This window comes from Fuerstiella sp. (assembly GCA_022447225.1).
GTDB lineage: Bacteria > Planctomycetota > Planctomycetia > Planctomycetales > Planctomycetaceae > S139-18.
The window spans coordinates 22471-47424 of sequence record JAKVAZ010000011.1; the positions used below are offsets into that span (position 1 = coordinate 22471).

Consider the following 24954-nt stretch of genomic DNA (forward strand, 5'->3'; position numbering starts at 1 on the left):
ATAAGGTTGAAGGTCTCTTGGTCTCGCAAGGTGTCAGGGTATAAAGTCCATGGTCGATACTTCCGGGCGTTCTCAGAGTCAGCAGCAGTTCGAACGAGCTCAACGCAGTATTCCCGGTGGAGTCAACAGTCCCGCTCGCGCATTTGGTGCCGTTGGCGGGGTTCCTCCGTTTATTGCCCGTGGTGATGGTCCGCTGATCACAGATATTGACGGGAACGTCTACATCGACTTTGTGGGCTCCTGGGGACCTCACATACTGGGACACCAGCATCCGGCAGTTGTTTCCTCGATTGAACAGGCCGTTGCCAAGGGAACCAGTTTTGGCGCACCGACGGTGGCGGAATCTGATCTTGCCGAGTTGGTTTGTGAACTGGTACCCGGTATCGACCGTGTGCGGATGGTGAATTCAGGGACCGAAGCCACGATGTCTGCCATCCGCGCGGCACGCGGATTTACGGGTCGGGATCGTATCATTAAATTTGCGGGCTGTTACCACGGACATGTCGATTCGTTGCTCGTTCAGGCAGGAAGTGGTGCGCTGACTCTGGGGGCACCGTCCAGTCCGGGGGTCCCTGCGGGCTGCACATCCGACACTCTGATTCTTTCTTACAATGATGAGGACGCGGTCACTCAGGCATTCAGCGAATACGGAGACACCCTGGCTGCTGTGATTCTTGAACCCGTTTGTGGAAACATGGGTTGTGTGGTGCCAGACATCAGGTTTCTGAACACATTACGCAGTTTGTGTACGGAACATGGTGCTGTACTGATCTTTGACGAAGTCATGACTGGTTTTCGGGTTGGCATTCACTGTGCTCAACACCGATTCAGTGTGACGCCGGACATGACAACACTCGGCAAGATTATCGGCGGGGGCATGCCCGTGGGTGCCTATGGAGGGCGAGTCGACATTATGGACTCCGTCTCTCCGGTTGGTGAGGTCTATCAGGCGGGAACTCTGTCAGGGAATCCTGTGGCCATGGCCAGTGGATTGGCGACCTTGAACACATTACGCGACGAAGATCCGTTCGATCGGCTGGAAGAACTGGGGGCACAACTTGAATCCGGGTTCCGTGAAGCGGCTGCCGCTGTTGGTATCCCGGTGACCGTGAATCGAGTTGGCAGTATGCTGACCCTGTTCTTTAACGCTGGTCCCGTTACAGATTTGGCTTCGGCGATGCGGTCGGATACCGAGCGTTTTTCCGGATGGTTTCACGGTATGCTGAATCGCGGCGTGTACCTGCCCTGCAGTCAGTTCGAGGCCATGTTTGTTTCAGCGGCCCACACCGGCGAGTACATCGATCGTACACTGGAATCAGCTACCCTCACGATGCGTGAATTGGCAAAGTAGCCATCATACGAATCGTACAGGTGTGGCCGGTGCCGTCAGGCCCGACGGTGTGCAACTGCTCAGATACGGAACGTCTGAGAAAACGTGTTTGACGATTTTCGTTACAGAATCAGATTCGGTTTGCTCCGGATGCCGAATTGATGTCTGTTTAATGATTTCAAAGTCGCTGCCGCGATCTGTCGAATCCGTGACATCAGGGGAAGCAATGCTTCAGTGTGGACGTTGCTGTGCTGTCTTTTACGGGACTCTGTGTGGCAGTGGTGTGTTGTCTCCATGAGATGAAAACGACTCCGAATACCAAAGAAACTGTCGACCAGTTGAAACCTTGGACACACCCAGACTTGGCTGAGTTGAATTGAGTCTTTTACGGCACGACAATATTACTGCGAATTTTTAATGTTTTTCGGGACAAATTCTATGGTCCGGTCTGTGGTGTGCTGTTGTTTTGCCGCGGTTCTGCCGGTTCCGTATGCATGGGCATTCGACGAACCGGTCACTCATCCTCTGACAGCAGCAGAGCGTCAGAAGATTCAACAGAAATACCGCAGAGTGATCGAGTCCACGGATGACATTCCACCGACCGTCTCGATCCATTCGCGTCGAGGTGATGCTCGTATGTTTTTGCGGGACTACAAACAGGCGGTTGAGGAATACCTGGCAATGGTCAAACTTCAGCCTGAACTTGATGCGTCACACTGGAGGCTTGGAATTGCATTGTTCTTTAATGGTCAGCCTGAAACAGCCGCCGCTCAGTTTGATAAATACCATTCCTTTGACGATGTTGACCGGGAGAACGGAATTTGGCGTTTTCTTTGCCACTATCGAGCCTTTGGAGCGGAACGGGCCGCCAAAGAACTGTTGCGTTATGAAAAAGATGACCGGCAGCCGTTTCCTGTCGTGTATCGATTATTTGACGGCAGTGTCACGCCGGAGGAAGCTTTGGAGCAGGTTTCGGAGTCTCTCCCTGCCTCCGAGCGTGACAAGAGATTGTTTTATACGGAACTCTATATTGGTCTTCTGAAAACCGTGCAGGACGATCGTGTGGCTGCGCGGGATGCACTGCGGAGTGCCACTTCACGTGAGTGGCCCCGAACGGCCGGGTTCGGCCCCGCTTATATGTGGCAGGTGGGACGAATGCAGTTCGACGAATTGACGAAAACGGATGAATGATCCGCTGTTTCGCTGCGGGTATGAACATCTCACAGCCGGATCCTGACAATGTTCAGCAAGGTTAGTGTGCTGCCTGTCGGTTCTGCATTGTGTTTCCCGGGAAGACGGGACACCTTTCGTACCCTTTGAAGGACTCATTTTGTGCCGGCTGATCAGTTCTGATCGGTGCCTGTTGTGTTGTCTCGGGGCCTCGACACATGTGGATGTCAGGACTTTTCCTGACGATACTGAATGATCCAGTCATGAATCCATGCCTGTGGTATGCCAATGTGTGCAATCACGACACGGCCTGTGTATTTCTGTGCCGCTGGTGTGAGAAACCCGCGTTTTGTTCCGACGAAGGACACCGTGATGTCCGCCTGAACACATTGATTCCCACAACTGCCATCATCACAGTTCAGACCTGAGGGTACGTCAACGGACAATACCTGTGCGGGGGATGAATTGATTGATTCGACCCAACGGCTGAACGGGGATCGAAGTTCACCGCGAACAGCTGTTCCCAGGAGTGCATCGACAATCCAGTCATTCGGAGCCATGTCAGCCAGCAATCTCGGGCAGTCTGAACCGTCATTCAGGATCTGAACGTTCACGCCGCTGTTTGTGAGAAATTCGAGGTTGCTTCGCGTGTCGGCCGACAGAGGCCTGCCAGCCGTTTCCAGGAACACCTGTGAACGGTATCCCTCAGCTGCGCGTTGTCGGGCAATGGCCAGACCGTCTCCTCCGTTGTTCCCGGGACCACACAGGATTGCGACCTGATCAGACGCTCCGGGATCGGGTAAATGGTCGGCAGTGCCGCGGGCCGCATTTTCCATCATCAGTAGTCCGGGAAGTCCCAGTGCTTTAACGGCAGCGGCGTCGACTGCCCGTGCTTCATCCCGGGACAGAATCAGTTCATTTAAGTTCGAAGCAGAAGGGGCATTCATCGTTGTGTTTTGGAGAAATTCCGGTGTGGTTGACTTTGCCCTCGATGCCTGCCGGGACGAATGGTGAAGAATCGGTTAAACTTTGCGGCACCGTCCGATTTTTCTTCGGTTAGCACAAATAGCGACTTACTTCCGCTGAGAAACTCGGGTGGACACAAATTGGGTATCTGTTGGTGCTGGACACCTATAACGATCGTTGGGCACTTGTAACAGGCGCTTCTTCCGGAATCGGCCGTGAGTTCGCTGCGCGCCTTGCCGGTCGGGGAATGCATCTTATTCTTGCGGCCCGCCGTACCGATATGATGAATGAACTGGCCCAGGATCTGCTCACTCGTCACGGGACAACCAGCCATATTGTAACGATCGATCTTGCCACAACCGACGCCGGTGAAAGGCTGTACAATGAAATTCAACGTCTGAACATCGATGTGGAACTGGTCGTTAACAACGCCGGGGCCGGTCTGATCGGGGACATCGAGACGACTGATCCGAATCAGGTTCAGCGGATGCTGACGCTGAATATTCTCACGCTTACCGATCTGACTTATCGGCTGCTGCCTGGAATGCTGCAGCGGGGACATGGCGCAATCATCAACATGTCATCGGTGGCCGCTTTCCAGCCGGTCGCATTCATGGCCGCGTATGCAGCCAGTAAGTCCTTTATTCTGCACTTCAGTGAAGCACTCTGGGCTGAAGCACGCAGTCGTGGAGTGACTGTGATGGGGTTGTGTCCTGGAGTGACTGAAACGGAATTTTTCAAGCTGGCGGGTGCTCCAGGCTGGCTGGAAAAACACACGGCACAAACGAGCAGCCGCGTGGTTCGCAAGGCACTGAAGGGACTGGAAAAACGTCGGCAGTACCTGGTCACCAGCTGGAAAGACTATCTGATTACGGTCTTTGTTCGTCTGGCGACTCGGCGCACCGCGGTGAATGAATCCAAACGATACTTTCGACCAGGTCGTCGCCTGCCGGATGAATCGTCAGATCGTCCGAATGAAGCTGAGACTTCGATGCAGAACGATCTGCAACGGTAAAATGCTGTATCATCCTGAACACACAGAATCGGGACCTGCATTCGATGTCCGGGAAACGATGTTCAGCAGGAATCGAAAGCCCCGGGCTGCATGAGGGGTTACGATTTCAGTCATCGTATTTGACGGGAGGTGTGTGGACTTACCAGCGGAAAAGGCCGGTGCCCCAGGTCAGTCCGGCTCCAAACCCGCACATCAGGACCAGATCGCCACTGTTAATACGACCTGCTTTGTTTGCCTCGGACAGAACCAGCGGGATCGATGCCGCAGACGTATTACCCACCCGTTCCAGATTGTTGACGACCTTATGCTCCGGAATTCCCAGGTCTTTCATTGCGTGATCAATGATGCGGATGTTGGCCTGATGCAGGACAAACAAATTTACCTGATCGACTGAAACACCGGAGTGGTCCAAAACAACTCTGATTGAATCGGCCACGGTCTGCACTGCCCACTTGAAAACCTTGCGGCCGTCCATTTTCAGGAAGTGGTCACCAGCAGCAACGGTGTGAGGCTCCGGCGGTCGGGCGCTGCCTCCAACCGGACAGTACAACAGATCAGCACCTCTGCCGTCGGCACCCAGCTGGTAACTCAGAAGGCCCTGCTCCGGGCCTCCGGCCTGAACAATGACCGCTCCGGCGCCGTCACCGAACAAGGGTGCCGTCGTTCTGTCAGATGGTTCTGCGCACCTGCTCATGATGTCTGCTCCGATCACCAGAGCTGTTTGCGAATTTCCTGTGGCCACATACTGTCCTGCAGTGGAGAGAGCGTACATGAATCCGGCACAGGCGGCCTGCACATCGAACGCAGCAGCATCCAGGTCCAGTTCATGCTGGACCAGACAGGCGCTGGAAGCACAGTGATAGTCGGGAGTAAATGTCCCCATAACGACCAGGTCAATATCCGTTGTAGAAATCCCGGCATCGGAAATTGCTGCTTTGGCAGCACGGACAGCCAGTGAACTTGTTGAATCATTGGCGGCTGCCCGACGTCGTTCGCGGATACCTGTCCTTTTTTCGATCCATTCCGGATCAAAGCCGTAGTTCCGCTTCAGGTCCTCATTGGTCACAACATCCTCAGGCAGCGCGGATCCGATACCGCGTATCGAGATGCCGTGCAGTTTTTGAGTGCGCGACGATGTTCGAAATGCAGACTCCGGATTCGAAGCTGCAGGTGTTGATGCTGTCAAGTTTTGGCAGACTGTCTCGGCGTCGATTTCGACACCGGTGGAAGCCGGCACTCCTGCCGTGGTGGTTTGTGCATCCATTGGTGGTACCTGCAGGCTGATCCTGTTGTGGACCAGCGGAAGCATCAGACAAGCCGGCTGTCTGCCGGCTGAGGACAACAGGACAAAAGTAACTGTCTTCCTACTATTAGCTGTGTAATTCTAACGATCTGGTGTCTGTTTGGAAACCTGTCCGTTCGAACGATCAATTCTGTCAGGACCACGACATACAGACTGTCAGGGAGTGTCATAGAAACAGCCGGCACATCGGCATGATTTGCCGATGGTGGCACTGATTTAAGAGGATCCAGGCGGATTCCCATGCAACACAACCGTCCGGTTCAGCTGACGCGGCTGTTTTGAGTGCGGGTTTCATCGCAGCGCCGGATTCTGGCACCGATTTGATTGAGTTTTTGTTCGAGTTGCACATAGCCGCGGTCCAGGTGGTATATCCGTCGAATTCGGGACTCGCCGTCGGCAGCCATCGCTGCCAGCAACAGGGCCGCACTTGCACGCAGGTCACACGCCATCAGTGGTGCGCCCGACAGTGAATTTACTCCCTGAACCAAAGTGGAATCACCGGCTCGTCGCAGCCTGGCCCCCATCCGCAGTAGCTCAGAGGCGTGCATAAAACGATCCGGGAAAACACTGTCAGTGACCAGGCTGTTTCCAGGAATTGTGGCCAGCAGAGCCATGAATTGAGCCTGTGTGTCGGTGGGAATTCCCGGGTAAGGCCGTGCGGTGATATCGGATGAACGCAGTGTCCCGGTGGCGTTCACTTTCAAACATTTACCGTTGACTGCCATGTTGACTCCGATTTCGCGAAGTTTGGAAATGACTGACGCCAGGTGATCAACGGGTGCTTCTTCAATTTCTATGTCACTGCGAGTGATTGCAGCAGCGATTGCCAGGGTGGCGGCCTCAATTCGATCCGACACGATGGTCTGACTTCCACCATGCAGATGCTCTACTCCTGTAATTTCAATCGTGGAAGTGCCGGCTCCCTCAATCTTAGCACCCAGACGGTTGAGAAAAGCAGCCAGGCCGGCAACCTCCGGTTCCATTGCCGCACAGTGAATGATGGTACGACCACGGGCGAGAGTTGCCGCCGTCATCACGTTACATGTCGCGGTGACGCTGCTTCCGTGGGGACCATCCAGATGAAGTTCAGTGCCGCGCAGGGTCCCTGATTCAGCAACGACATAACCTCCGTTGATACGGATATCTGCACCCAGTGCCGTCAGTCCCCGCAGATGCAGATCGATCGGACGATGTCCGATGTTACAGCCACCGGGTAAGGAGACTCTGGCGCTTCCAAATCTGGCCAGCAAAGGCCCCAGCACGCAGACACCGGCCCGCATTTGTCTGACAAGGTCATATTCCGCCACCACACCCTCGGCACACTGAGCATCGATTTCCACACGGTCCTCTGTGCCTGAAACGCGGGCACCGAGGCTTCGCAGCAGCCGGGCCATGGTGACGACATCAACAAGGGCCGGGACATTGTTGAGTGTGACGGGGCCATCAACAGCCAGCGACGCTGCCATGATGGGAAGCGTCGCATTCTTGGACCCATGAACGCGAACGCGTCCCGAAAGTCGTCGGGCTCCCTCTACGATCAACATGTCCATCCGTGTGTATCCCTGCTGACAAACCGTACCGCGAGTGGACAGGCTCAGGAGTTATCGGCCTGTTCAAAGCCGTCAAATACGTCTGTCCCGAAGTTCGATTCCACTGATCGAATATCCGTCACTGCTTAAACGCTATGAATACAAAGATTAGCGGTAAAACACCACCAATCTCAGGCATTGCCATGCCGGTCCGGGCATCGATCTGATTGGCACGGTTCAGTATTTGGTGATCATTAGCAGCAACACGGACCAATCGCAGGACGGTTGATACGGTGAAGTTTTTTCACAGTATGGGATTACCCCGTAAATCGTCGTTACGTCGAATCTGCACTTATGTTCATGAGTTCAGGCCGAATCACGGTTCACATCAGCTGAAAGACATCTCCCAGCAGTGCACGTACATTCAGTGAGGCGACTGCATCGAGTGGGGTTTCGTCTCGATTGATGATCACCAGCTTTGCGCCCTGATCTGCAGCAATTCCTGGCAGGCTGGCTGCCGGTTCAACCACCAGTGATGAGCCCAGTGCCAGGAACAGATCGCACTGAGCGGCCCACTGTGCTGACGTGTCCAGAACATCAGTGGGCAGGGACTGACCAAATGACACCGTTGCATGCTTCAGGCGACCACCGCATTCGGGACAGACCGGGACGCGGTCGGTGGCTACGAATTCTTCAACCCACTGATCTGCCGGATCCTGCCAGTCGCAGTCCAGGCAGGTCACGTTGCGTGCGGTTCCATGCAGTTCCAGTACTCGCTGACTGCCGGATACCTGATGCAGACCGTCGATGTTTTGAGTGATGATTCCGTGCAGTTGTCCCTTCGATTCCCACCTGGCCAAGGTTTGATGAGTGATATTTGGTTTGGCCTGGGAGAAATCCTGATGAGTTTCTGCTTTTTGCCGCCAGTATTCGTGGCGAGCTTCATGGCTGTCACAGAATTCTTCGAAGTACACCGTTCTGGATCTGGACCAGACACCGCCAGGTGATCGGAAATCAGGAATTCCACTTTCCGTGCTGATTCCGGCTCCGGTAAATGCCACAACACAGTGTGACTCGTTCATCCATTCACGGAGCAGGCGGGACGCTTTCTGTGCATTATTTGTCTGCACTCGCATCCCCTTTTTTGAAGGCCGTCACAATTCGATCCACATTCCGGTGATCCTGATGAATCTTAATTTTCGTGAAACCCGAATCTGTCATCAGTCGACGGACTTCCTCACACTGCGCGGGATCACACTCAAGTCCGATCCATCCCCCCGGTTTAAGAATGTCGGATGATTCCGGAATCAGGCGTCGGATCAGATCCAGACCGTCGACTCCTGACAGGAGTGCGTCGTGCGGTTCGTATTCGGCAACCTCCGGCTGCAGTTCCTGCAGTTCGTGATCACATACGTACGGAGGATTACTGATGATTCCATCATACCGGACGTCAGTACTCGAGCGTTTTATCGGTTCCAGACCATTTCCCCGGACCAACCGGATTCTGTCTGTAACTTCGTACATCGTGGCGTTGCGTGTGGCATACCCAAAACAGACATCCGAGATGTCACTTGCTGTAATCCGGCACTTTGGTTTTTGAACGGCCAGGGTCACAGCGATGCATCCCGAACCAAATCCCACTTCGGCGAACTGTGACGCGTGAATATCAGAAATCTGTTCAAGCGCCAGGTCAACGAGTGTTTCTGTTTCCGGCCGGGGGATAAGTACCCCGACTCCCACTTCAAAATTTCGGCCGTAGAACTCACGATTACCTGTGATGTAGGCGAGTGGTTCCCGTCCGGCCCGACGTTGAACATATTCCCGCATTCGGACGCGTTCGGTATCTGTCATTGGCATGTCGTAGTCCGTGTACAGACGAACACGCTGACACTGTCTTGCATGAGCACATAACAGTTCTGCTTCAAGCCGAGCTGCCGGGATACCGTTCTTCGTCAGGTAGTTTGTCGTCCAGGCCAGAATCCGCTGAACGGTCCACACATCGTCAGCGGGACCTGATTCATTCATGTTTTGCACCTGCGGGACTGATGAATCTGTTTGCTGTTAGACCATCGCCGACACAGGACGGAATCGGATTCTTTGCGCGACATTTCCGTGCCGGGCTGTGACGACCGTCAATAAAATCTTCACTCAACCGGTCCTCTGTCGAACTGAGACGGGAAATCATACGCCTGTGGGACGTAAGTTTGAACGAGTACGTCAGTTTAATTGACGTTCCGGCGAAACACGGATTTAAACGTTTCGATGGTCTGTCGCGCTGCTTCATCTGAATTTGGAACGGGAAATGCTTCAGCTGAGGCATATCCTTTATATCCGATGTCGCTGAGTGCCTGAGCGACGGGACTGTAATCCATGTGCCCCCGACCGGCAGCCTGGCGATTGGAATCAACGAAATGAACGTGTCCCACGTTTGAACCTGCTGTTCGGAGGGCCTCCGAGATATTGCTTTCCTCGATATTCATGTGAAACAGGTCGGCCAGCAGCACCACATTATCAGTAGACAGCGGTGTCAGTAATTCGTTGCCCTGCTTCATGGTGACGGCCAGATTTGTCTCGTAGCGATTCAATGGTTCATAAATCAGACGGACGCCGTGATCGGCGGCGTAGCTTCCCAGTGACTCGAGACTGTCCCGCAATCGATCTGTGGCAACTGACTTACTTGTTTGGTCGTCCCATCTTCCCTGCATCGATCCAATAATTGCGGGAGCGCCATATGCTGCTCCCGCTTCAATCATTGACTGGATAAAGTCTTGAGCGGCCGTGCGTCGAGCGACATCCGGGTCACAAAGGTGTAGTCCGTGAACCACCATTCCGGCTCCGGTACCAACAGCCGCAAGATTCAAACCATTTTCCTGCAACAGCGATTCCAATGGAAGTGCTTTGATTGCATCAGCGGATGGAGCAAAGAGTTCCACTGCATCGAAGCCCAGTTCAGCAGCTTTACGGCAGCTGGCAGCTGCATCATCGTGAAACACAAACGGTCCCTGGCGAGCCTGTTCGACAAGACTGATTGTTACAGCAGATTTGATCATGTGCAGTCAGATTTCGTGAAGCGGGACATGCGGCGAAAAGGGAAAGACAGGGTGCAGCCACATGCTAAGTGTCCTGCAGACGAATATCGACACTGGCGCCATGGGCTGTCAGACCTTCTGTGGCGGACATGAGCCGAACGTGTCCGGCATCTGCCGCGAGTGACTGCCGGTCATACTGGATCACCGAACTGCGCTTTAAAAAGTCGGTCGACGCCAAACCATTCGAAAACCTCGCGGTTCCTCCGGTAGGCAGTACATGAGACGGACCTGCGACGTAGTCTCCCAGTGCGACCGGCGTATAGTGTCCCATAAAGATCGCACCGGCATTTTGAATTCGCGGCAGCATTGATTCGGGAGCGGACATGGAAAGATGCAGATGTTCCGGAGCCAGTTCATCGGTCATTTGAGCTGCCTGTGTTTCATCCTTTGCCAGAATTAATGCTCCGTAGTCCACCAGACATATGCGGGCCAGATCACCACGAGGCAACTGCCGGAGTTGGTGTTCCAGTTCATTTTTTACCTTCGCAATCAGTGGTTCATGCCAGGTGATCAGGACTCCTGAGCCGGGACTGTGTTCAGCCTGAGAAATCAAGTCTGCAGCCACGAAGTGCGGGTGGGCCGTTTCGTCTGCCAGAACAACGACTTCGCTGGGACCGGCGATACTGTCAATGTCCACCTCACCAAAGACGTATTGCTTGGCTAAAGCTACGAACAGGTTACCGGGTCCGACGATTTTATCGACGCCCTTAATTCCGTCCACGCCGTATGCCAGGGCTGCCACCGCCTGGGCGCCTCCGATCCGGTAGACTTCAGTCACTCCGACTTCATGGCAGGTTGCCAGAATGTCTGTATTCCATGCTCCGAATTTTGTGGGTGGTACAACGACAGCGATCTCTTTCACACCCGCCGTCTTTGCCGGTACAGCAGTCATTAATACCGTCGAGGGGTACGCTGCGGCGCCGCCTGGCACACAGATTCCGACACGTTTCATCGGCAGGTGTCGTTGCCGGAGTTTGACGCAGCCGCCATTAAGGTCTCGTCGGATTTCCGAGTCTTCAGGCAGCACAATTGTCTGGAATTCGGCGATGTTGTCACGGATCGTCCGAATTGTGTTCAGGAAATTCGGGTCGGCAGCATCAACCGCAGCCTCAAGTTGCTCCTGAGGCACTCGAACGGTTTCTGCAGTCAGGTCGCTTCTGTCGAGCCGGGATGTATAGTCGAGAACCGCTGAGATGCCCTTCTTCTGAACGTCTGAGCAGATGCGTTGTACCACGGCACGCGGGCTGAGGGCTTCACCGAACAGCTCAATCGTTCGCTGTCGGCCGGCTTCAGAAACCACGTCACCGCGCGGACTAAGTTTTTCTCTCAAGGAGCGAAACAGACCGGCCGCATCATCATGGCGACAATCAATCACCGGGATCGGGCAGTTTTTGTCCGATGAATTCGTCATGGGTAACTCGGGATTCGAATAATCGGGCCGGTCATTGAGTCAGGGGCTGATGGGTTTCTGTTGTGAGACGGACGAATCTAACTCCGTCAGGCTGATGATTGAAGCCGGCAAACGACGGATGTACAGTCACTCACTGACATTTTTATTCCGAAACCCGGCGTTTTTGGGTGGCGATTCCGTCAACCGCAGGTTTGTTAAGGTAATCATTGTCCATGCTTGATCTTTACAGCGATACTGTGACACGTCCAACTGACGCGATGCGGCAGGCGATGGCATCCGCCGTTGTTGGTGACGATATGATGGGTGAAGATCCCACCGTCAATCAACTTGAATCTATGGTTGCCGGGATGCTGGGGAAAGAAGCTGCTGTCTTTGCCTGTTCGGGAACACAATCCAACCAGATGGCTCTTCGCGTGCATTGTGTGCCAGGTGATGAATTACTGATTAACTCGACCGGGCACATTGGCAATTACGAAGGTGGTGCTCCCGCTGCGCTGAGCGGTATCACAGTACGTCACATCATGTCCCCTGACGGATTTCTGGATGTAGACGATTTACGTGATCGACTGGCTCCTGATGATCAGCATTTATGTCGCACTCGGCTGGTGTGTCTTGAGAATACCGCCAACGCCGGTGGAGGTCGCGTTTACCCGCTGGAACAGATGCAGCGGGTCGCCGAATGGGCCTGGTCCAACAATCTGAAAATGCACCTTGACGGGGCCAGACTGTTTAATGCGACAACGGCCGGCGGGTATTCACCGGAAGATGTTGGACAGTGTTTTGACACTGTTTCCATTTGTTTCAGTAAGGGGCTCGGCTGTCCGATGGGTTCGATTCTGGTCGGTTCGCATGACGACATTCGTGAGGCACGTCGTGTTCGCAAGATTTTTGGAGGTGCTCTGCGTCAGGCGGGTATTATTGCTGCGGCAGCTGTGCATGCCCTGGAAAACCATGTGAGTCGTTTGGGCGACGATCACAGGAATGCCCGGGAGCTGGCTGCCCGGTTATCCACTGTTGAAGGGATCCGTATCAGTCCGGCCGATGTGGAAAGTAATCTGGTGTTCTTTGAAATCGATGACGATCTGGGAACGTCTGCACAACTGGGAACGGCTCTTTCCGAATTTGACGTACGGATGTGTCCTTTTCCCGGACAGAGAATGCGTGCGGTTACTCATCTGGATGTCACAGCAGCTGATATCCCAAAAGCAGCAGACGCGGTTCGCAGGGCGATGGCAGCCGGTATCAGGGAACAGACAGTCCCCACCGGTGGTCCACATTCGGAATGACGGACGAAACCCCGGTCGCCAGCAGACACTTTGGACAGGGGTTCCGGTTGCCGTTCTGACACTTTGCTGTTTCGATATGAGGTGGACAGAATGTAAACACGTATCACCTGTCAGTGGAGAGACGCAAAGCGTCGCGTGAGGAACAGTGTTGATATCACCCTGCTGAATTCTGCTGTCAATTCATTCTGGGTTTGTTGAATGCCGTGTTTTTGGTTTGTTGCGAGTCCGGCATATGCAGGAATGTTCGTACCACAAACCGGTCTGAACATGAAATCGTTTGCGGCACGGCTGATGACCGGAAAAGATGTCAAACCGGTTGTGTAACTCCGGGGGAGTTGCGGACGATTGGAAAATAGACCTGGGTGTTTTCTGTATTTGTCGTGTCAGCCAAAGTGACAATCGATCCGGAGGTAAGTCAAGCAATTGCTGGACCAGTTTGAGATCCCTCTCTACGATGTGCAGTCAATCTCGTAGTTTTTTCAGCGTGTTACCCATGAATGAATTGCCATGGTGAACTCGAAAAAGTCATCCCAGACCACCCGGTTGACTCCTTGTTCAGCCGACGGCAAAACGAAAATCCAATCTGCCGACGTGTGTGAAGAGGAACAGCAGAAAACCTCAAAGTCTGCAAATCGCCAGGGACCACCAGGAGCTGTTTGTTCTGATGAATTGCGGGATGACAGACTTCGTCGCATCAAAAGGGACGTGAGGAATGGCAAATACGAAGGTGGTGAATTTCTGAGCCAGGCTCTCGAAATAATGCTGAAACAGCTTTCTGACGACACCGAATAGCAGAAAACCGCTGTGGATTTTTTTTTGAAGCCTTTGAAACGCTGAACGTGGCTGCGAAACTAATGCCCGGACCGTTTTCCGAAAGATATGTGCCGATCAAGTCGGCAAACAGTTGTTTCAGACAAAGGTACTGCTGTGAAGAATCTGACGCCGGAAACTGTTTCAGCCGCACCCGTGGAAAAATTCAGGGAATACCTCGAAACTCGGCGAATGCGGCTGACTCAGGAACGTGACATCATCGTCCGTGAGATCTTCGCGGATCACAAGCACTTTGAAACCGATGAGATTGTCGCACGACTGACGAAACAGCGCATTGGCGGGACTCGGGTAAGTCGAGCGACAATCTACCGAACAATCGGTCATCTGGAAGATGCCGGTCTGATTCGCAAGGTTGCCCGCAGCAACGACCGCGAAGTGTACGAACATGATTATGGTTATCCACAGCACGATCATTTCATTTGTGAAAAGTGCGATTCGTTGATTGAATTCCGCAATGATGTGATTTCGAAGACACTGGAAACCATCGCAGCTGACCACGGTTTTCGTATGACGGGCCACCGTCTGGAAGTTCACGGGATTTGTACTCAGTGTGCTCGCCCGCCTTCCCGCCGCCATCGCAAACTGGACATGATTTGAATTTGAGAGGTCGGATAATCCCGGCGAAAACAAGGTATAGACTGAATCCGACTTTCTCTGACGGGTTTGGTCCATGGTCATTTGGATCGATGTTTGTGTATTGTCAGCAGTGAGTAGCGGGGTCGCTCTGAGGCACCCGAGCGCTGTCGAGAATGGAATTGACTAACGACGGATTGATTCTGCAGGGGTGGTCAGAAACGTCCGCAATGCACCCAGCAGGATCGCAAGCGCTGCCAGAGATCCACCAGTCAGTCCGAGGATCGATGGCCAGTGACTGAACACGATTCGCATCAATAATGGCTCCGCCCAGATCCATCGCCATGTACCCAGCACGATCACAGCAGAAACAGCGAGATAGGGACCGAACGCCACATATGTGCGACCTGTGGTGATGCGTACCGCTAATCCGGCCACAATCCCTGTCAGGGGAGCGATGGCGATGGCGCAAAGCGCCGGCTGCCACCCGATGAATGAACCGATCATCGCCATCAGTGTGACATCGCCGTATCCCATCGTCGGCTGTCCCATGACCCATCCGGAAATTCCGCGCACGAGCCATATAAAAGTGCCTCCGACAATCATGCCGCCCAGACTCCAGATCAAACCGTGCAGGTGCTGGTGGTTTTTCATCCATTCGGGCAGATAGGGACCGTTCAGTCCGGGGATCTGGGCATCCCAGTTCACCCATACGTGGATGACCTGCAAATCACCCGACATCGTTGCTCCGGCGACTGCCACGAAAATACCCAGGATGATTACCTGGTCAGGAATCACATAGTCCAGCAGATCGGTGAGCACGGTGACGGTCAGGAGAAACAGTAGTGCCAGGTGATATGGAAGTCTGAGCAGGTGCATCGCGGTCACAGGCTGAACTTCTGCCACCTTCTGGCAGTCGATTACTGTTAACAGCCACGCGTAGGCCGTAAACAATATTCCCATGACCAGTGACGAAACCACGGGCCATCGGACTCCCCGGCGAGTTCCGCATATCCTGCAGCGAATTGTCCAGACTCCCAGCCAACGCTGCTGAATGGAGCACGGAGTCCGGCATTGTTCACAGTCATCCAGCCCGGTAGATGAATCCCCGGCCAACACGTGAGCTGCCCAGCCGGCGGCAATCCGGCCCAGCACACAGCCGACAATAAATAGCATAATTGGTGTCATAGGCATCGCTGGAAGGCGTGAGCTGTTGGCTGAATCCTGCTGACAGATGAGTATTTGGACCAGACGGGAAGCAGACTGCTGCTGTTACGCTCCAGTTGAGTTGAGGTCTGATTCGGTCGTGTTACCAGCGTCGAATCATGTTCTGTTCTTGTCGCTTTTATGTCCACAGGCCGAGTTTCGCACAGACCGCGAAGTGTAGGTAAGTGCACGGCCGGAACAAATCTCACAAAGATAAGCCGGTTGTCGTTTTCATGGGCACAGTGCCCGTTCATTGGGCGAATGGCCGCGAGGTGATAAGAAAAAGCCAGTGAATTTTGGTTGGCACGATTGTTGCCTTGGATTCTGGCACAGGCAGATCTCGGCGACCAGTTATTTGTCAGTCGCTGTGCGTTGTTTGAGTGACCTTCTTATGTGCACTCCGCGAAATCAACTGAGACAGGAGCAACAGTCGTGAACAAACTTTTTTCGTGGTGCCGCATTGTGGTGCCGTGTTTTATTTTGCTGGCCGGAACAGCAGCGTTGGGGCAGGACGATGCTGCCACAGCGGAGCCTGTGGCAGAAGAAGCTTCAATTCCCGTGGAATTCATCGTCCACAACCTATGGATCATGATTGCGGGAATGCTGGTGTTCATCATGCACCTGGGTTTTGCCACTCTTGAAAGCGGTCTGACCCGATCGAAAAACACTGTCAACATCCTGTTCAAGAATACCATGATCATCTGTATCGGTTTTCTGACCTATCTGTTGATGGGCTTTAATCTGATGTACCCTGGTTTTGATGATCCCTCCACCGGGTATTTCGGGTTTGCCGGTTTTGATTTCATGATGAATGGAGCTGCACAGGCCAGTGACCCGGCCTTCTCATCGCCAGCCTATAATGAAGGCTATACCGCTTACACAGACTTCTTCTTCCAGGCCATGTTTGCTGCGACGTGTGCCACGATTGTTTCAGGAGCTGTGGCCGGTCGAGTGAAACTGTCCTCGTTTCTTCTGTTCAGCACCTTGTTCGTATCCATCTGTTATCCCGTTACCGGTTCCTGGAAATGGGGGGGCGGCTGGCTTGACGATCGAGGTTTCTATGATTTTGCAGGTTCAACACTGGTCCATTCGGTTGGAGGCTGGGGTGCCTTGGTGATGGCATGGTTGCTGGGTGCGCGAAAAGGAAAATATGTAGATGGGAAATCCAGACCCATACCCGCAAGTAATCTGACATTGGCAGCCATCGGAGTATTTCTGCTTTGGCTTGGCTGGTTTGGTTTCAACGGAGGGTCGGTGCTGAGTGCTGATCCCGGACTGGTTTCTCTGGTGCTGGTTACAACTTCAACTGCGGCTGCTGCCGGTGGACTTGCCGCAGCGATTACCTCATGGGTTCACGGGGGAAGACCGGACCTCAGTATGGGACTCAACGGCATACTTGCAGGCCTCGTTGGTATTACAGCGGGTGCGGATCAGATGTCCGGTCTGGATTCACTGTTGATCGGGTTGATCGCGGGAATCTTGGTTTACTTTGCCGTACTTTTCGTTGACACCGTTCTCAAGATTGACGACCCCGTGGGGGCAGTCAGTGTCCACCTGGTGTGTGGCATCTGGGGCACGCTGGCGGTCGGACTGTTCGGTGCAATGGCCGGTGCCGACCAGCTCATGAAACAACTGACCGGCATCGTGTCAATCGGTGCCTTTACTGTTGTCTTTTGTCTGGTTCTTGGGTCTGTCTTGAAAGCGACGATGGGAATCCGTGTGAGTCTCGAAGACGAAGAGATCGGGCTGGATATCAGTGAGCACGGGATGGAAGCCTACGCTCTGAGCCCAACACGAATGCACTGAGTCATTCTGAAAAACGGCCCCGAAACGAAGAGAGGCCGGAGTTGTATGACTGGTCTCTCTTCGTTTTTTTTTATGTGTCGTGTGGCACAGTGTTGATATACGTTTCAGGACATCCCTGGCAGGAACCAGAGCCCGGGTTTCGCTTCAAGTCAGGCCTCGTACTCATTCAAAAATCCGGCATCTACCAGCAGAAAGCTGATCATGAAGAAAATTGAATCTGTCGTTCGACATTACAAGCTCGAGGACATTAAGTCGGCCCTCACAGCCGTTGGAGTTCTTGGTATGACTGTTAGTGAAGTCCGGGGCTTCGGACGACAGCGCGGTCACAAAGAAACTTACCGCGGTGCTGAGTACACCGTCGATTTTATGCCCAAGGTCAAAGTTGAAGTCGTCGTTGACGATGACAAATGCGAAGAGACCATCAAGGTCATTTGTGAGTCAGCAAGGACCGGTCAGATCGGTGACGGAAAGGTATTTGTGTCGTCGTTGGAACAGGTCGTCCGCATCCGGACCGGGGAAACCGGTCAGGAAGCGATCTGATCTGAGGACCGGGCGACGAGGTTGGTGCCAAAATGACCGTATGGTTAGGTTCAGGGCCTCGGGTTCCGGCCCTGTCCCCTCAAGGCGGAACCCGAACGCAAACAGGGCCGACAGATCTTTGCTGTCGGCCCTGTGTACTGGTCCGGTTGATGAATCAGTTATTCATCTGCCACAAACGGGAGCAGGCCGATAAACCGAGCACGCATCACGGCGGTTCGTACGGCACGTTGATAAATGGCTGATGTTCCCGTACGACGTCGTGGCAAAATACGGCCCTCCCTATCGATAAGAGAACGGAGTACCTTCAGGTCCTTGTAGTCGACATACACGGGCCGCGGTACCACACCGTTCGGACAAAACGGGCACTCCATCTTCTTCTTTTTGAGACGAGCGCGCCGCCTGCGCAACTTTTTAAGATCAGCTTTTGAGATTGTAGGCATGGGATTAATCATTCTGCCACAGCGGTTCACTGCAGCGACAGAGCATCGGGATCGGGCTGGTGTGTCCCCGTAAAGTCTTATGTAACATTTGGTTACAATTAACCGCCCGTCGGACAGGTGTCTTTTACAAACGCCTGCGGGGATTCAATGTCCGGCATTGTAATCTGCAGCCACAGCCGAACAACTGCAAACACAATCTGTGGAGTTGGATTTCGTGACACAAGCTGATTTTTGATGTGATCTCAGGAAGAATCTCGGTGTCTGTCGGGGTGTTCACAGTGATTACTGCTTGTCGCCTCATATGAGGACGATTGCTGATCCTGACAACGGTAATTTCAGAGACGCTCCCCGTCGTCAGCCCGGCTCAACGACGGGTGCGTCCGTTGCAGAATAAGAACCCACCCCGCCTGAGCAAGGCTGTGCGGTTAACCGAATGTTTTGCGAACAGGAACATAAAAATCTGTTAGTCCTCGGAAGTGCGCTTTGTTCTACTCTCGGTGGAAACGTCGAGCCTTCAGGTCAAATCTGGGCAGTGAACCAGGGCTGACGATTCTTACTTCGCAGACAAATCCCAGCCTCTGTCTCAATGCGTCCGAGACACGAGTCTGCAGTTCGCCCGAATCGGCTGAAAACGATTCGACTGTCACCAGCAACTCATGCATCGCCCGGACGGTCCGGACATCGATTCGGAATTCAGCCACTTCATCGATTTCACGCAGTACTGCCTCGACACTCGATGGAAACACGTTGTTGCCGCGAATTGTCACCATGTCGTCAGACCGACCTAAAATGCCGCCTTCCAGCCACAGCAGTTGACGACCGGCAGGATCTTTTGCCGTCGATGCACGCACCAGGTCCCGCGTTCGATATCGGATCAATGGTGATCCAGTTCGACCAAGATTTGTAATCAACAGTTCTCCTGTAGTGCCTTCCTGCACTGGTTCCAGAGATTGCGGATCGACAATTTCCGCAATTGTTTCTGTTTCCAGCAGATACATCCCGCCGGGCCGATCAAAAGATTCAATTCCCAGGGAACCGATTTCTGTCATTCCCCAGTGGTCGATGACTCGTGCGTTCCAGGCTTGTTCGATACGACTGCGAGTCGCAGGAATGGCTCCACCCGGCTCTCCGGCCACAATCAGCATACGGACGGTAGACTCATGCAGATCTATGTTGTTCTGTTGTGCCAGTTCTGCCATTCGCAGAGCATAAGTGGGAGTGCAGCAGACAATAGTGGCTTCGTTTTCAATCATTGCCCTCAGACGAATTTCGGTTGTCATTCCTCCACCGGCCAGACAAAAATTTCCGATCCGCCCTGCTCCCTCAAATGCCGCCCAGAAACCAATAAACGGTCCAAACGAAAACGGGAAAAAAAAACGATCGTCCGGAGTTATACCTGCCAGAAGATAAATCTGTCGCCAGCATTCCATGATTCCATCCCAGCTGGCTGCCGTGTCCAGCCAGCGCATCGGTCGTCCTGTGGTCCCAGATGTCTGGTGCAGGCGGCAATATCTGTTGGGAGGATAGGTGAGATTTATCCCGTATGGTGGTTGTGCTTCCTGTCCGTCCACCAGTTCCTGCTTGGATGTCACCGGTAACTGATGCAGGTTTTTCAAACCGTCAATGTCCGAGATATCAATCCCGGTAAATTTCCGGTCATAGAACCGATTACGAGGTATGATCTCCGTCAGCATTTCCCGGAGTCGTCGCGACTGAATCTCACGAATTGACTTCCGGTCGCACCAGATGTGCTCGATCGACGTGGTCACTCTGTTACCTTCTTTGAATGGCTGATCAAGTCGTCGTTTTGTATCGGTGTTGCTGACTGTCAATTCGTCTACCGATCAACAACAGACCTTCGGATGACGTTCCGACGATTCCACCACACATACAAACGGGCTTAGTTCAACGGTGCTGTCAGCAACTGATCTGTACGACATCATCGGCCCGCCGGCAACGCAGCAGACCGGAAAACTAAACTGTTTTTTTGTGCGATGTGGTGATCTACTTAAGTAGATACCGATTGGCGATTGTGATGCCCGACAACATAGCGCCGACAATCCCCAGAAAGCCCTGATCGGTACCGCACAGATACAGGTTGTCTACAGGTGTCTGACCATCGACGAACTTACGAGGTGCACCGTAAACACAGCCGTTATCATGCCCGGTAAATCGACGAATTGTGCGGGGGGTAAATACATCCGTGTCGAGTACGTGCGCACGAAAGTCGGGGATATGTTTCAGTGCCGTGCGGATGATGCGGTCATTCCATTCCATCTTACGAAGCTGATAGTCTTCTTCTGACAGCGAAATCCAGTAGTCCGGATCCGCAAGTGCTGTGATTCGAACTCTGCCATCTTCCAGAGGCCTGGAGTAGTCAAAGTTGTTTGGTGAACAAATGATTCCGCTGCGCAGATCAACCGGATCATTTGGTCGTTCATAATGGAATTCATCAGCATCATTAAAGAAAACGATGGTTTCATTATGTCCCAGGTCCGACGGCTCACAGTCCAGAACAGATATTGATTCCACGAATGAAATGTTTCCTGGACTCGGTCGACTGACGGACTGTGTCGGGTCGACCATTCGCATTGTTTCTGCCGCTCCGGCGGACGACAGTACGTTGTTAGCTTTGATCTCAGTACCGTCTTCAAGAATGACGGAACTGGCCTGGCCATTGTGCTGCACGATTTCCTGTACGCCTGCCCGCAGTTTGAGATGGCCGCCAAGTGATTTGAAGTGTCTGACGAGCTGCTTCAGGATTCGGCGGATGCCATCAAACGGTCGTCCAAAACCTTCGTAAAATATACTCTTAAACATAATCACAAACTGACTGAAATCCATGTCTCGAGGTGTTGCGCTGCCGTAAAACATCAACGGACAGAAGAGCATGTCGATGAGCATTGGATCGCTGATATGTTCACTGAGGACCTGCCGTGCCGAAACGGACTTGCGATTCAGGTCGAGGGCGTCATGCTCATTGATTTTTTGCAGCAGACGGCAAAACCCGTCGATTTGCTTGGGGAACGCTTCAGCGATATCGGTCAGAAGGCAATTGAAATCATTTGTGAAATTCAACACACAGTCCGGGAATGCGACTTTTGACTGCAGTTGAGGACGCAGGTCAAAATCTTCCCATCTCATTCTCAACTGTCTGAGCAACTTGCTGAGTGGTCCGGCTTTCGTTCCCGGTTCTGCATAATTTGTGATTGCGTGAAGACCAACATCGTAGTTGCGGTTGCGAAGGCGGTAGAACGAATTGAGCCCGCCGATCGTGGTGTGGCGTTCAAGAATGCAGACGCTTTTTTCAAAATAGGCCAGTCGGACTCCCGCTGAGAGGCCCGACATTCCTGCACCAATGATCACGGTATCATATTTAACCGGCAGACGTTCCTGGGGTGATTCGTCCATAAGCGGAATGCAACCCCCGTCGATCTTTTGATCGTCCGGCGGGAATGGTGACACATGATTGATACAGCAGGTGATGACTTTGATTTTACATCACAGTCATCTGCCCGCCCGCTACCCCGCCATGGATATGTCTTTAAGACGAGGTTCCAGATAGGCGACAGTGGTCGCCATAGTCGTCAGGTGTTCGTACTCGTCTTCCGGGATCTGAATTCGATAGGCTTTTCGTAATTCCATTACGATGTCAAGGAAGTCCATGCTGTCGAGTTCCATTTGTTCGCGGAACGCCACTGCATCATCCAGATCGGACAGATCTTCATCCGGAGCTATCCGCTCCAGAATATCAAGTATGACCTGTCTGATCTCCTCACCCGTCATCAATCGACCCTCTCAAGAACGTCAACCGCCAAATAAATATGTGCCCGTTAAGGCAGAAGTGCCAACTCCGGACTGGTTCATCCTTCGTACTTCTGAACGATCAACACAGAGTTGATTCCCAGCATTCCAAAGGAATTGTTCAGGATGCTACGAACTTTCCCGATATCGCGGGGCTGATTCACCACCAGTTGATCGAGGTTGCACCTCGGGTCGGGACAGTCAACATTGATTGTAGCGTGGGCCTTCCCATCGTCAAACGACGGCAAATTTCCCAGTAACTCCAAAGCCCCTGCGGCGCCCATCGCATGTCCGATGAAACTTTTGGTATTGTTTACGACGGCATTTGTTCCGCCGAACACCTCCCCGAGTGCGGTCGCCTCTTCAATATCTCCCTGCTCTGTTGCCGTGGCATGACTGCTCACGAGGTCAACATCATGTTGAGTGATTCCTGCTCGTGAAAGTGCCAGCCGCATGCATTCTGCCTGTCTCTCAGAATTGGGCAGCACAAAGTCACTGGCGTCGGAATTCATTGCATGACCAATGATTTCTCCGTAGATAGTTGCACCCCGTTTCAGGGCATCGGGGAGTCGTTCCAGAACGCAGATTCCCCCTCCCTCTGCCACTACGATGCCGTTGCGGGAGTTATCGAACGGACGACTGGCTCGTGTGGGGTCTTCGTGAGTGGCAAGTGCGCCCTGGCTCTGGAAGCTGGCAAAGATGCCGAAAGTATGGATGCTCTCTGAAACACCGCCGGCAATGGCGATGTCAACTTCGTTCAGCCGCAGCATTTGCAGACCCTGAATGAAGCCCGCGTTACCGGCAGCGCAGGCAGCCCCCACTGTTAGGTGAGGTCCTGTGATGCCGAGGTTGAGAGTGACCTCACCGGCCGGGTTGTTGGCCACTGTACGCGGATTATGGTGGTGGGACCAGACTTTAGTGTCATACTCGAACTGAGAGATTTCATGGATCTCGTTTTCGGTTTCCACGTTGCCGTGTTCCGTAATGCCAAGATACACGCCGACGCGGCATTTCTCGACACTGTCCCAGTCCAGTTCAGCATGTCTGACGGCTTCATTGGAGCAGTAAATCGCTACAGATCCTGCCCGCGTGCCACGACGGACTTCTCTGCGCGACTGGTAGCGCAGTTCATCGAAGTTACACACACCCGCCAGAACCGGCGGCATGTATCGGGTTTCGTAGTTCACGACGCCCGACTGTCCCTTCAGCAGGTTGTGCCGAAATTCGTTCAGGCTGTTTCCATTGGGAGCGGTGAGCCCAATTCCAGTGATGACAATACGATCGTTGACGGGCACAGGACAGTCTCGGACTGAGAGTGGCGGGGCGGTTCAGTGAACGGCCAGTTACGGTGCGCCGCAGATTACCCGTGTGACGCAACAGTGGCAAGGTTCCGGTGGTTCAGTTCATAGGGCATTCTGCCGGATGGAGCAGGCAGACGACGCACCTCATTACCGGTTTCAGCGGTCAGAACAGTGTCGGGGACGCTGCGCCGGCAGCTATTGGTCATTTCATGCAGCAACGGGATCGGAAGATTTTGGATGGTGTCCGCTGCCGCGTGATCGTCAGACTCGCGACAGTTTGGACACTCGGCCGCTTCCGACCCATTCTGCTACGAAGATATTCCCTTCGGAATCGAAGCATGCGTCGTGAGGATGGATGAACTGACCGTTGAGCCACCGGTCAGGTTTAACGCGAAGATTGTCAATTTCGCTGATACGCTCCACTGCTGCTCCCAGGTGAGCAACCACCTGATTGTTTTCGTTGAGCAGAGTGACTCGCGCTTTCAGTTCAGGGACCAGCATTAGGTTTTTCCAGGTGTCAATATTGGCAGGCAGGCCATATCCCTCATATGTCTGCTTGTAGCGGCCTTCCTGGGTGAATGTCTGCAACGTGCCGTGAGCACGATCGGTAACCACAATTTCAGCCGCCCGACCTTTGCGATTATCCAGCCACAGACCATGGGCGGTATTGAAGGTGCCCTTTCCTTCACCTGGCCCGCCAAAACAGCTGAGCCAGTTGGCATCTTTGTCGTAGCGGTGAATTTGAAAGGATCCATAGCCGTCAGCCAGCCAGAACCCGCCGTCGTCGGCAAACGCGAAATTGGTTGGCATAAAGCGATCGCGTCCCCATATCTTCTGCCGGTCTGTGTCTTCGTTCGCAGCATAAACGCCTGATTCCATGGGGGCATATTTTTCCCAGACGATTTCGCCGGTCAGTGTCATTTTTGAAAACGCTTTGACCTGCTGATATCCGGTGACGTACAGAAATTCTTCGCTGCCCTCTTTGCGCACTTCCAGTCCGTGTCCACCTCCCTGAAATCGACTGCCAAATGCCCGTATGAATCTGCCTTCACTGTCGAAAACAAATATCGACGGATGATCCGGCTGGTCTACTCTTCCTTCATGGATCACATACAGATTCGCTTCAGTGTCGACCGCCACATTGTGTGTTGTCTGCCAGTTGTATCGGTCAGGGAGTTGCGGCCATGCATGTTTGACACGGTAGCGATATTCACCCTCACCCACGATCACTTCGTTGGTCGTACGTCGGGCCATCAGGACCTGTGGTGTTCCGGCCATGCTCATTGCAGCAGTCACACTGGCGCTCAGAAACATTCGCCGCGTGTCGGGGACTGCAGATTTTGACATGAATTCA

Annotated in this window: 21 protein-coding genes; 7 read left to right on the forward strand and 14 right to left on the reverse strand. The window is 53.4% G+C overall.

Annotated elements, in window-relative coordinates; all coding sequences use genetic code 11:
• Nucleotides 1–49: 49 nt before the first annotated feature.
• Both hemL and MK110_13310 read left to right on the forward strand, forming a co-directional pair.
• The gene (gene hemL / locus MK110_13305) at nucleotides 50–1351 is read left to right on the forward strand and encodes a glutamate-1-semialdehyde 2,1-aminomutase (GenBank protein MCH2212275.1); all 1302 of its coding nucleotides are present in this window, start codon (nucleotides 50–52) and stop codon (nucleotides 1349–1351) included.
• A gap of 417 nt (nucleotides 1352–1768) precedes the next feature.
• A complete protein-coding gene (locus MK110_13310) occupies nucleotides 1769–2521 on the forward strand; it encodes a hypothetical protein (protein MCH2212276.1) in 753 nt (250 codons plus the stop codon).
• Between the two features lie 206 nt (nucleotides 2522–2727).
• Here MK110_13310 and MK110_13315 read toward each other — a convergent pair whose 3' ends face one another.
• The gene (locus tag MK110_13315; protein MCH2212277.1) at nucleotides 2728–3447 is read right to left on the reverse strand and encodes an NAD(P)H-hydrate epimerase; all 720 of its coding nucleotides are present in this window, start codon (nucleotides 3445–3447) and stop codon (nucleotides 2728–2730) included.
• Nucleotides 3448–3620: 173 nt separating this feature from the next.
• Here MK110_13315 and MK110_13320 point away from each other — a divergent pair, with 173 nt between their 5' ends.
• A complete protein-coding gene (locus tag MK110_13320) occupies nucleotides 3621–4481 on the forward strand; it encodes an SDR family oxidoreductase (GenBank protein MCH2212278.1) in 861 nt (286 codons plus the stop codon).
• A 139-nt stretch (nucleotides 4482–4620) separates the two neighbouring features.
• Here MK110_13320 and MK110_13325 read toward each other — a convergent pair whose 3' ends face one another.
• From MK110_13325 to hisD, 6 genes are all read right to left on the reverse strand, one after another.
• The gene (locus MK110_13325; protein ID MCH2212279.1) at nucleotides 4621–5745 is read right to left on the reverse strand and encodes a ketoacyl-ACP synthase III; all 1125 of its coding nucleotides are present in this window, start codon (nucleotides 5743–5745) and stop codon (nucleotides 4621–4623) included.
• 299 nt (nucleotides 5746–6044) lie between these two features.
• The gene (murA, locus tag MK110_13330; GenBank protein ID MCH2212280.1) at nucleotides 6045–7334 is read right to left on the reverse strand and encodes a UDP-N-acetylglucosamine 1-carboxyvinyltransferase; all 1290 of its coding nucleotides are present in this window, start codon (nucleotides 7332–7334) and stop codon (nucleotides 6045–6047) included.
• Nucleotides 7335–7696: 362 nt separating this feature from the next.
• Nucleotides 7697–8443 (reverse strand): Sir2 family NAD-dependent protein deacetylase, encoded by a 747-nt coding sequence (locus MK110_13335; GenBank protein MCH2212281.1) that lies wholly within the window; start codon nucleotides 8441–8443, stop codon nucleotides 7697–7699.
• Nucleotides 8430–9338: a peptide chain release factor N(5)-glutamine methyltransferase gene (gene prmC, locus MK110_13340; protein ID MCH2212282.1), complete on the reverse strand. Its 909-nt coding sequence runs from the start codon at nucleotides 9336–9338 to the stop codon at nucleotides 8430–8432. Before prmC ends, MK110_13335 begins: the two co-directional genes overlap by 14 nt.
• 197 nt (nucleotides 9339–9535) lie before the next feature.
• Complete coding sequence (locus MK110_13345; protein MCH2212283.1) at nucleotides 9536–10363, reverse strand: sugar phosphate isomerase/epimerase; 828 nt, start codon at nucleotides 10361–10363, stop codon at nucleotides 9536–9538.
• A gap of 64 nt (nucleotides 10364–10427) precedes the next feature.
• The gene (gene hisD / locus MK110_13350; protein ID MCH2212284.1) at nucleotides 10428–11813 is read right to left on the reverse strand and encodes a histidinol dehydrogenase; all 1386 of its coding nucleotides are present in this window, start codon (nucleotides 11811–11813) and stop codon (nucleotides 10428–10430) included.
• A gap of 212 nt (nucleotides 11814–12025) precedes the next feature.
• On the opposite strand from hisD, the gene MK110_13355 reads away from it, so the two are divergent.
• Both MK110_13355 and MK110_13360 read left to right on the forward strand, forming a co-directional pair.
• Nucleotides 12026–13099: an aminotransferase class I/II-fold pyridoxal phosphate-dependent enzyme gene (locus tag MK110_13355; GenBank protein MCH2212285.1), complete on the forward strand. Its 1074-nt coding sequence runs from the start codon at nucleotides 12026–12028 to the stop codon at nucleotides 13097–13099.
• A 927-nt stretch (nucleotides 13100–14026) separates the two neighbouring features.
• Entirely contained in the window at nucleotides 14027–14527 is a 501-nt protein-coding gene (locus MK110_13360) for a transcriptional repressor (GenBank protein MCH2212286.1), read from the forward strand.
• 162 nt (nucleotides 14528–14689) lie between these two features.
• Here MK110_13360 and MK110_13365 read toward each other — a convergent pair whose 3' ends face one another.
• Nucleotides 14690–15691, reverse strand: a complete 1002-nt coding sequence (locus MK110_13365; protein MCH2212287.1) for an A24 family peptidase — start codon at nucleotides 15689–15691, stop codon at nucleotides 14690–14692.
• Between the two features lie 450 nt (nucleotides 15692–16141).
• On the opposite strand from MK110_13365, the gene MK110_13370 reads away from it, so the two are divergent.
• Nucleotides 16142–17515 carry an ammonium transporter gene (locus MK110_13370; protein MCH2212288.1) on the forward strand — a complete coding sequence of 458 codons (1374 nt, stop codon included), beginning with the start codon at nucleotides 16142–16144 and terminating at the stop codon, nucleotides 17513–17515.
• Nucleotides 17516–17716: 201 nt separating this feature from the next.
• On the forward strand, nucleotides 17717–18055 hold the full coding sequence (locus MK110_13375; GenBank protein ID MCH2212289.1) for a P-II family nitrogen regulator: 339 nt from the start codon (nucleotides 17717–17719) through the stop codon (nucleotides 18053–18055).
• 158 nt (nucleotides 18056–18213) lie between these two features.
• Here the strand turns inward: MK110_13375 and rpsR are convergent, their stop codons facing one another.
• The 6 genes from rpsR to MK110_13405 all read right to left on the reverse strand — a co-directional run bounded on the left by rpsR (nucleotide 18214) and on the right by MK110_13405 (nucleotide 24947).
• Nucleotides 18214–18495 (reverse strand): 30S ribosomal protein S18, encoded by a 282-nt coding sequence (rpsR, locus tag MK110_13380; GenBank protein ID MCH2212290.1) that lies wholly within the window; start codon nucleotides 18493–18495, stop codon nucleotides 18214–18216.
• A 488-nt stretch (nucleotides 18496–18983) separates the two neighbouring features.
• Complete coding sequence (locus MK110_13385) at nucleotides 18984–20264, reverse strand: AMP-binding protein (GenBank protein ID MCH2212291.1); 1281 nt, start codon at nucleotides 20262–20264, stop codon at nucleotides 18984–18986.
• A gap of 235 nt (nucleotides 20265–20499) precedes the next feature.
• Nucleotides 20500–21906, reverse strand: coding sequence for an NAD(P)/FAD-dependent oxidoreductase (locus MK110_13390; protein ID MCH2212292.1), 1407 nt, complete (start codon nucleotides 21904–21906; stop codon nucleotides 20500–20502).
• A 111-nt stretch (nucleotides 21907–22017) separates the two neighbouring features.
• Complete coding sequence (locus tag MK110_13395) at nucleotides 22018–22281, reverse strand: acyl carrier protein (protein ID MCH2212293.1); 264 nt, start codon at nucleotides 22279–22281, stop codon at nucleotides 22018–22020.
• 77 nt (nucleotides 22282–22358) lie between these two features.
• The gene (locus MK110_13400; protein MCH2212294.1) at nucleotides 22359–23594 is read right to left on the reverse strand and encodes a beta-ketoacyl-[acyl-carrier-protein] synthase family protein; all 1236 of its coding nucleotides are present in this window, start codon (nucleotides 23592–23594) and stop codon (nucleotides 22359–22361) included.
• Between the two features lie 267 nt (nucleotides 23595–23861).
• Nucleotides 23862–24947, reverse strand: coding sequence for a hypothetical protein (locus MK110_13405; GenBank protein ID MCH2212295.1), 1086 nt, complete (start codon nucleotides 24945–24947; stop codon nucleotides 23862–23864).
• Nucleotides 24948–24954 lie beyond the last annotated feature (7 nt).

Bases quoted from the DNA above. Each gene is read 5' to 3' on its own strand.
- MK110_13405 (MCH2212295.1), bottom strand. From the start codon at position 24,947: ATGTCAAAATCTGCAGTCCCCGACACGCGGCGAATGTTTCTGAGCGCC.
- MK110_13355 (MCH2212285.1), top strand. From the start codon at position 12,026: ATGCTTGATCTTTACAGCGATACTGTGACACGTCCAACTGACGCGATG.
- murA (MCH2212280.1), bottom strand. From the start codon at position 7,334: ATGGACATGTTGATCGTAGAGGGAGCCCGACGACTTTCGGGACGCGTT.
- MK110_13310 (MCH2212276.1), top strand. From the start codon at position 1,769: ATGGTCCGGTCTGTGGTGTGCTGTTGTTTTGCCGCGGTTCTGCCGGTT.
- MK110_13345 (MCH2212283.1), bottom strand. From the start codon at position 10,363: ATGATCAAATCTGCTGTAACAATCAGTCTTGTCGAACAGGCTCGCCAG.
- MK110_13365 (MCH2212287.1), bottom strand. From the start codon at position 15,691: ATGACACCAATTATGCTATTTATTGTCGGCTGTGTGCTGGGCCGGATT.
- MK110_13390 (MCH2212292.1), bottom strand. From the start codon at position 21,906: ATGGACGAATCACCCCAGGAACGTCTGCCGGTTAAATATGATACCGTG.
- hemL (MCH2212275.1), top strand. From the start codon at position 50: ATGGTCGATACTTCCGGGCGTTCTCAGAGTCAGCAGCAGTTCGAACGA.
- hisD (MCH2212284.1), bottom strand. From the start codon at position 11,813: ATGACGAATTCATCGGACAAAAACTGCCCGATCCCGGTGATTGATTGT.
- MK110_13395 (MCH2212293.1), bottom strand. From the start codon at position 22,281: ATGACGGGTGAGGAGATCAGACAGGTCATACTTGATATTCTGGAGCGG.
- MK110_13315 (MCH2212277.1), bottom strand. From the start codon at position 3,447: ATGAATGCCCCTTCTGCTTCGAACTTAAATGAACTGATTCTGTCCCGG.
- prmC (MCH2212282.1), bottom strand. From the start codon at position 9,338: ATGAATGAATCAGGTCCCGCTGACGATGTGTGGACCGTTCAGCGGATT.
- MK110_13325 (MCH2212279.1), bottom strand. From the start codon at position 5,745: ATGGATGCACAAACCACCACGGCAGGAGTGCCGGCTTCCACCGGTGTC.
- MK110_13375 (MCH2212289.1), top strand. From the start codon at position 17,717: ATGAAGAAAATTGAATCTGTCGTTCGACATTACAAGCTCGAGGACATT.
- rpsR (MCH2212290.1), bottom strand. From the start codon at position 18,495: ATGCCTACAATCTCAAAAGCTGATCTTAAAAAGTTGCGCAGGCGGCGC.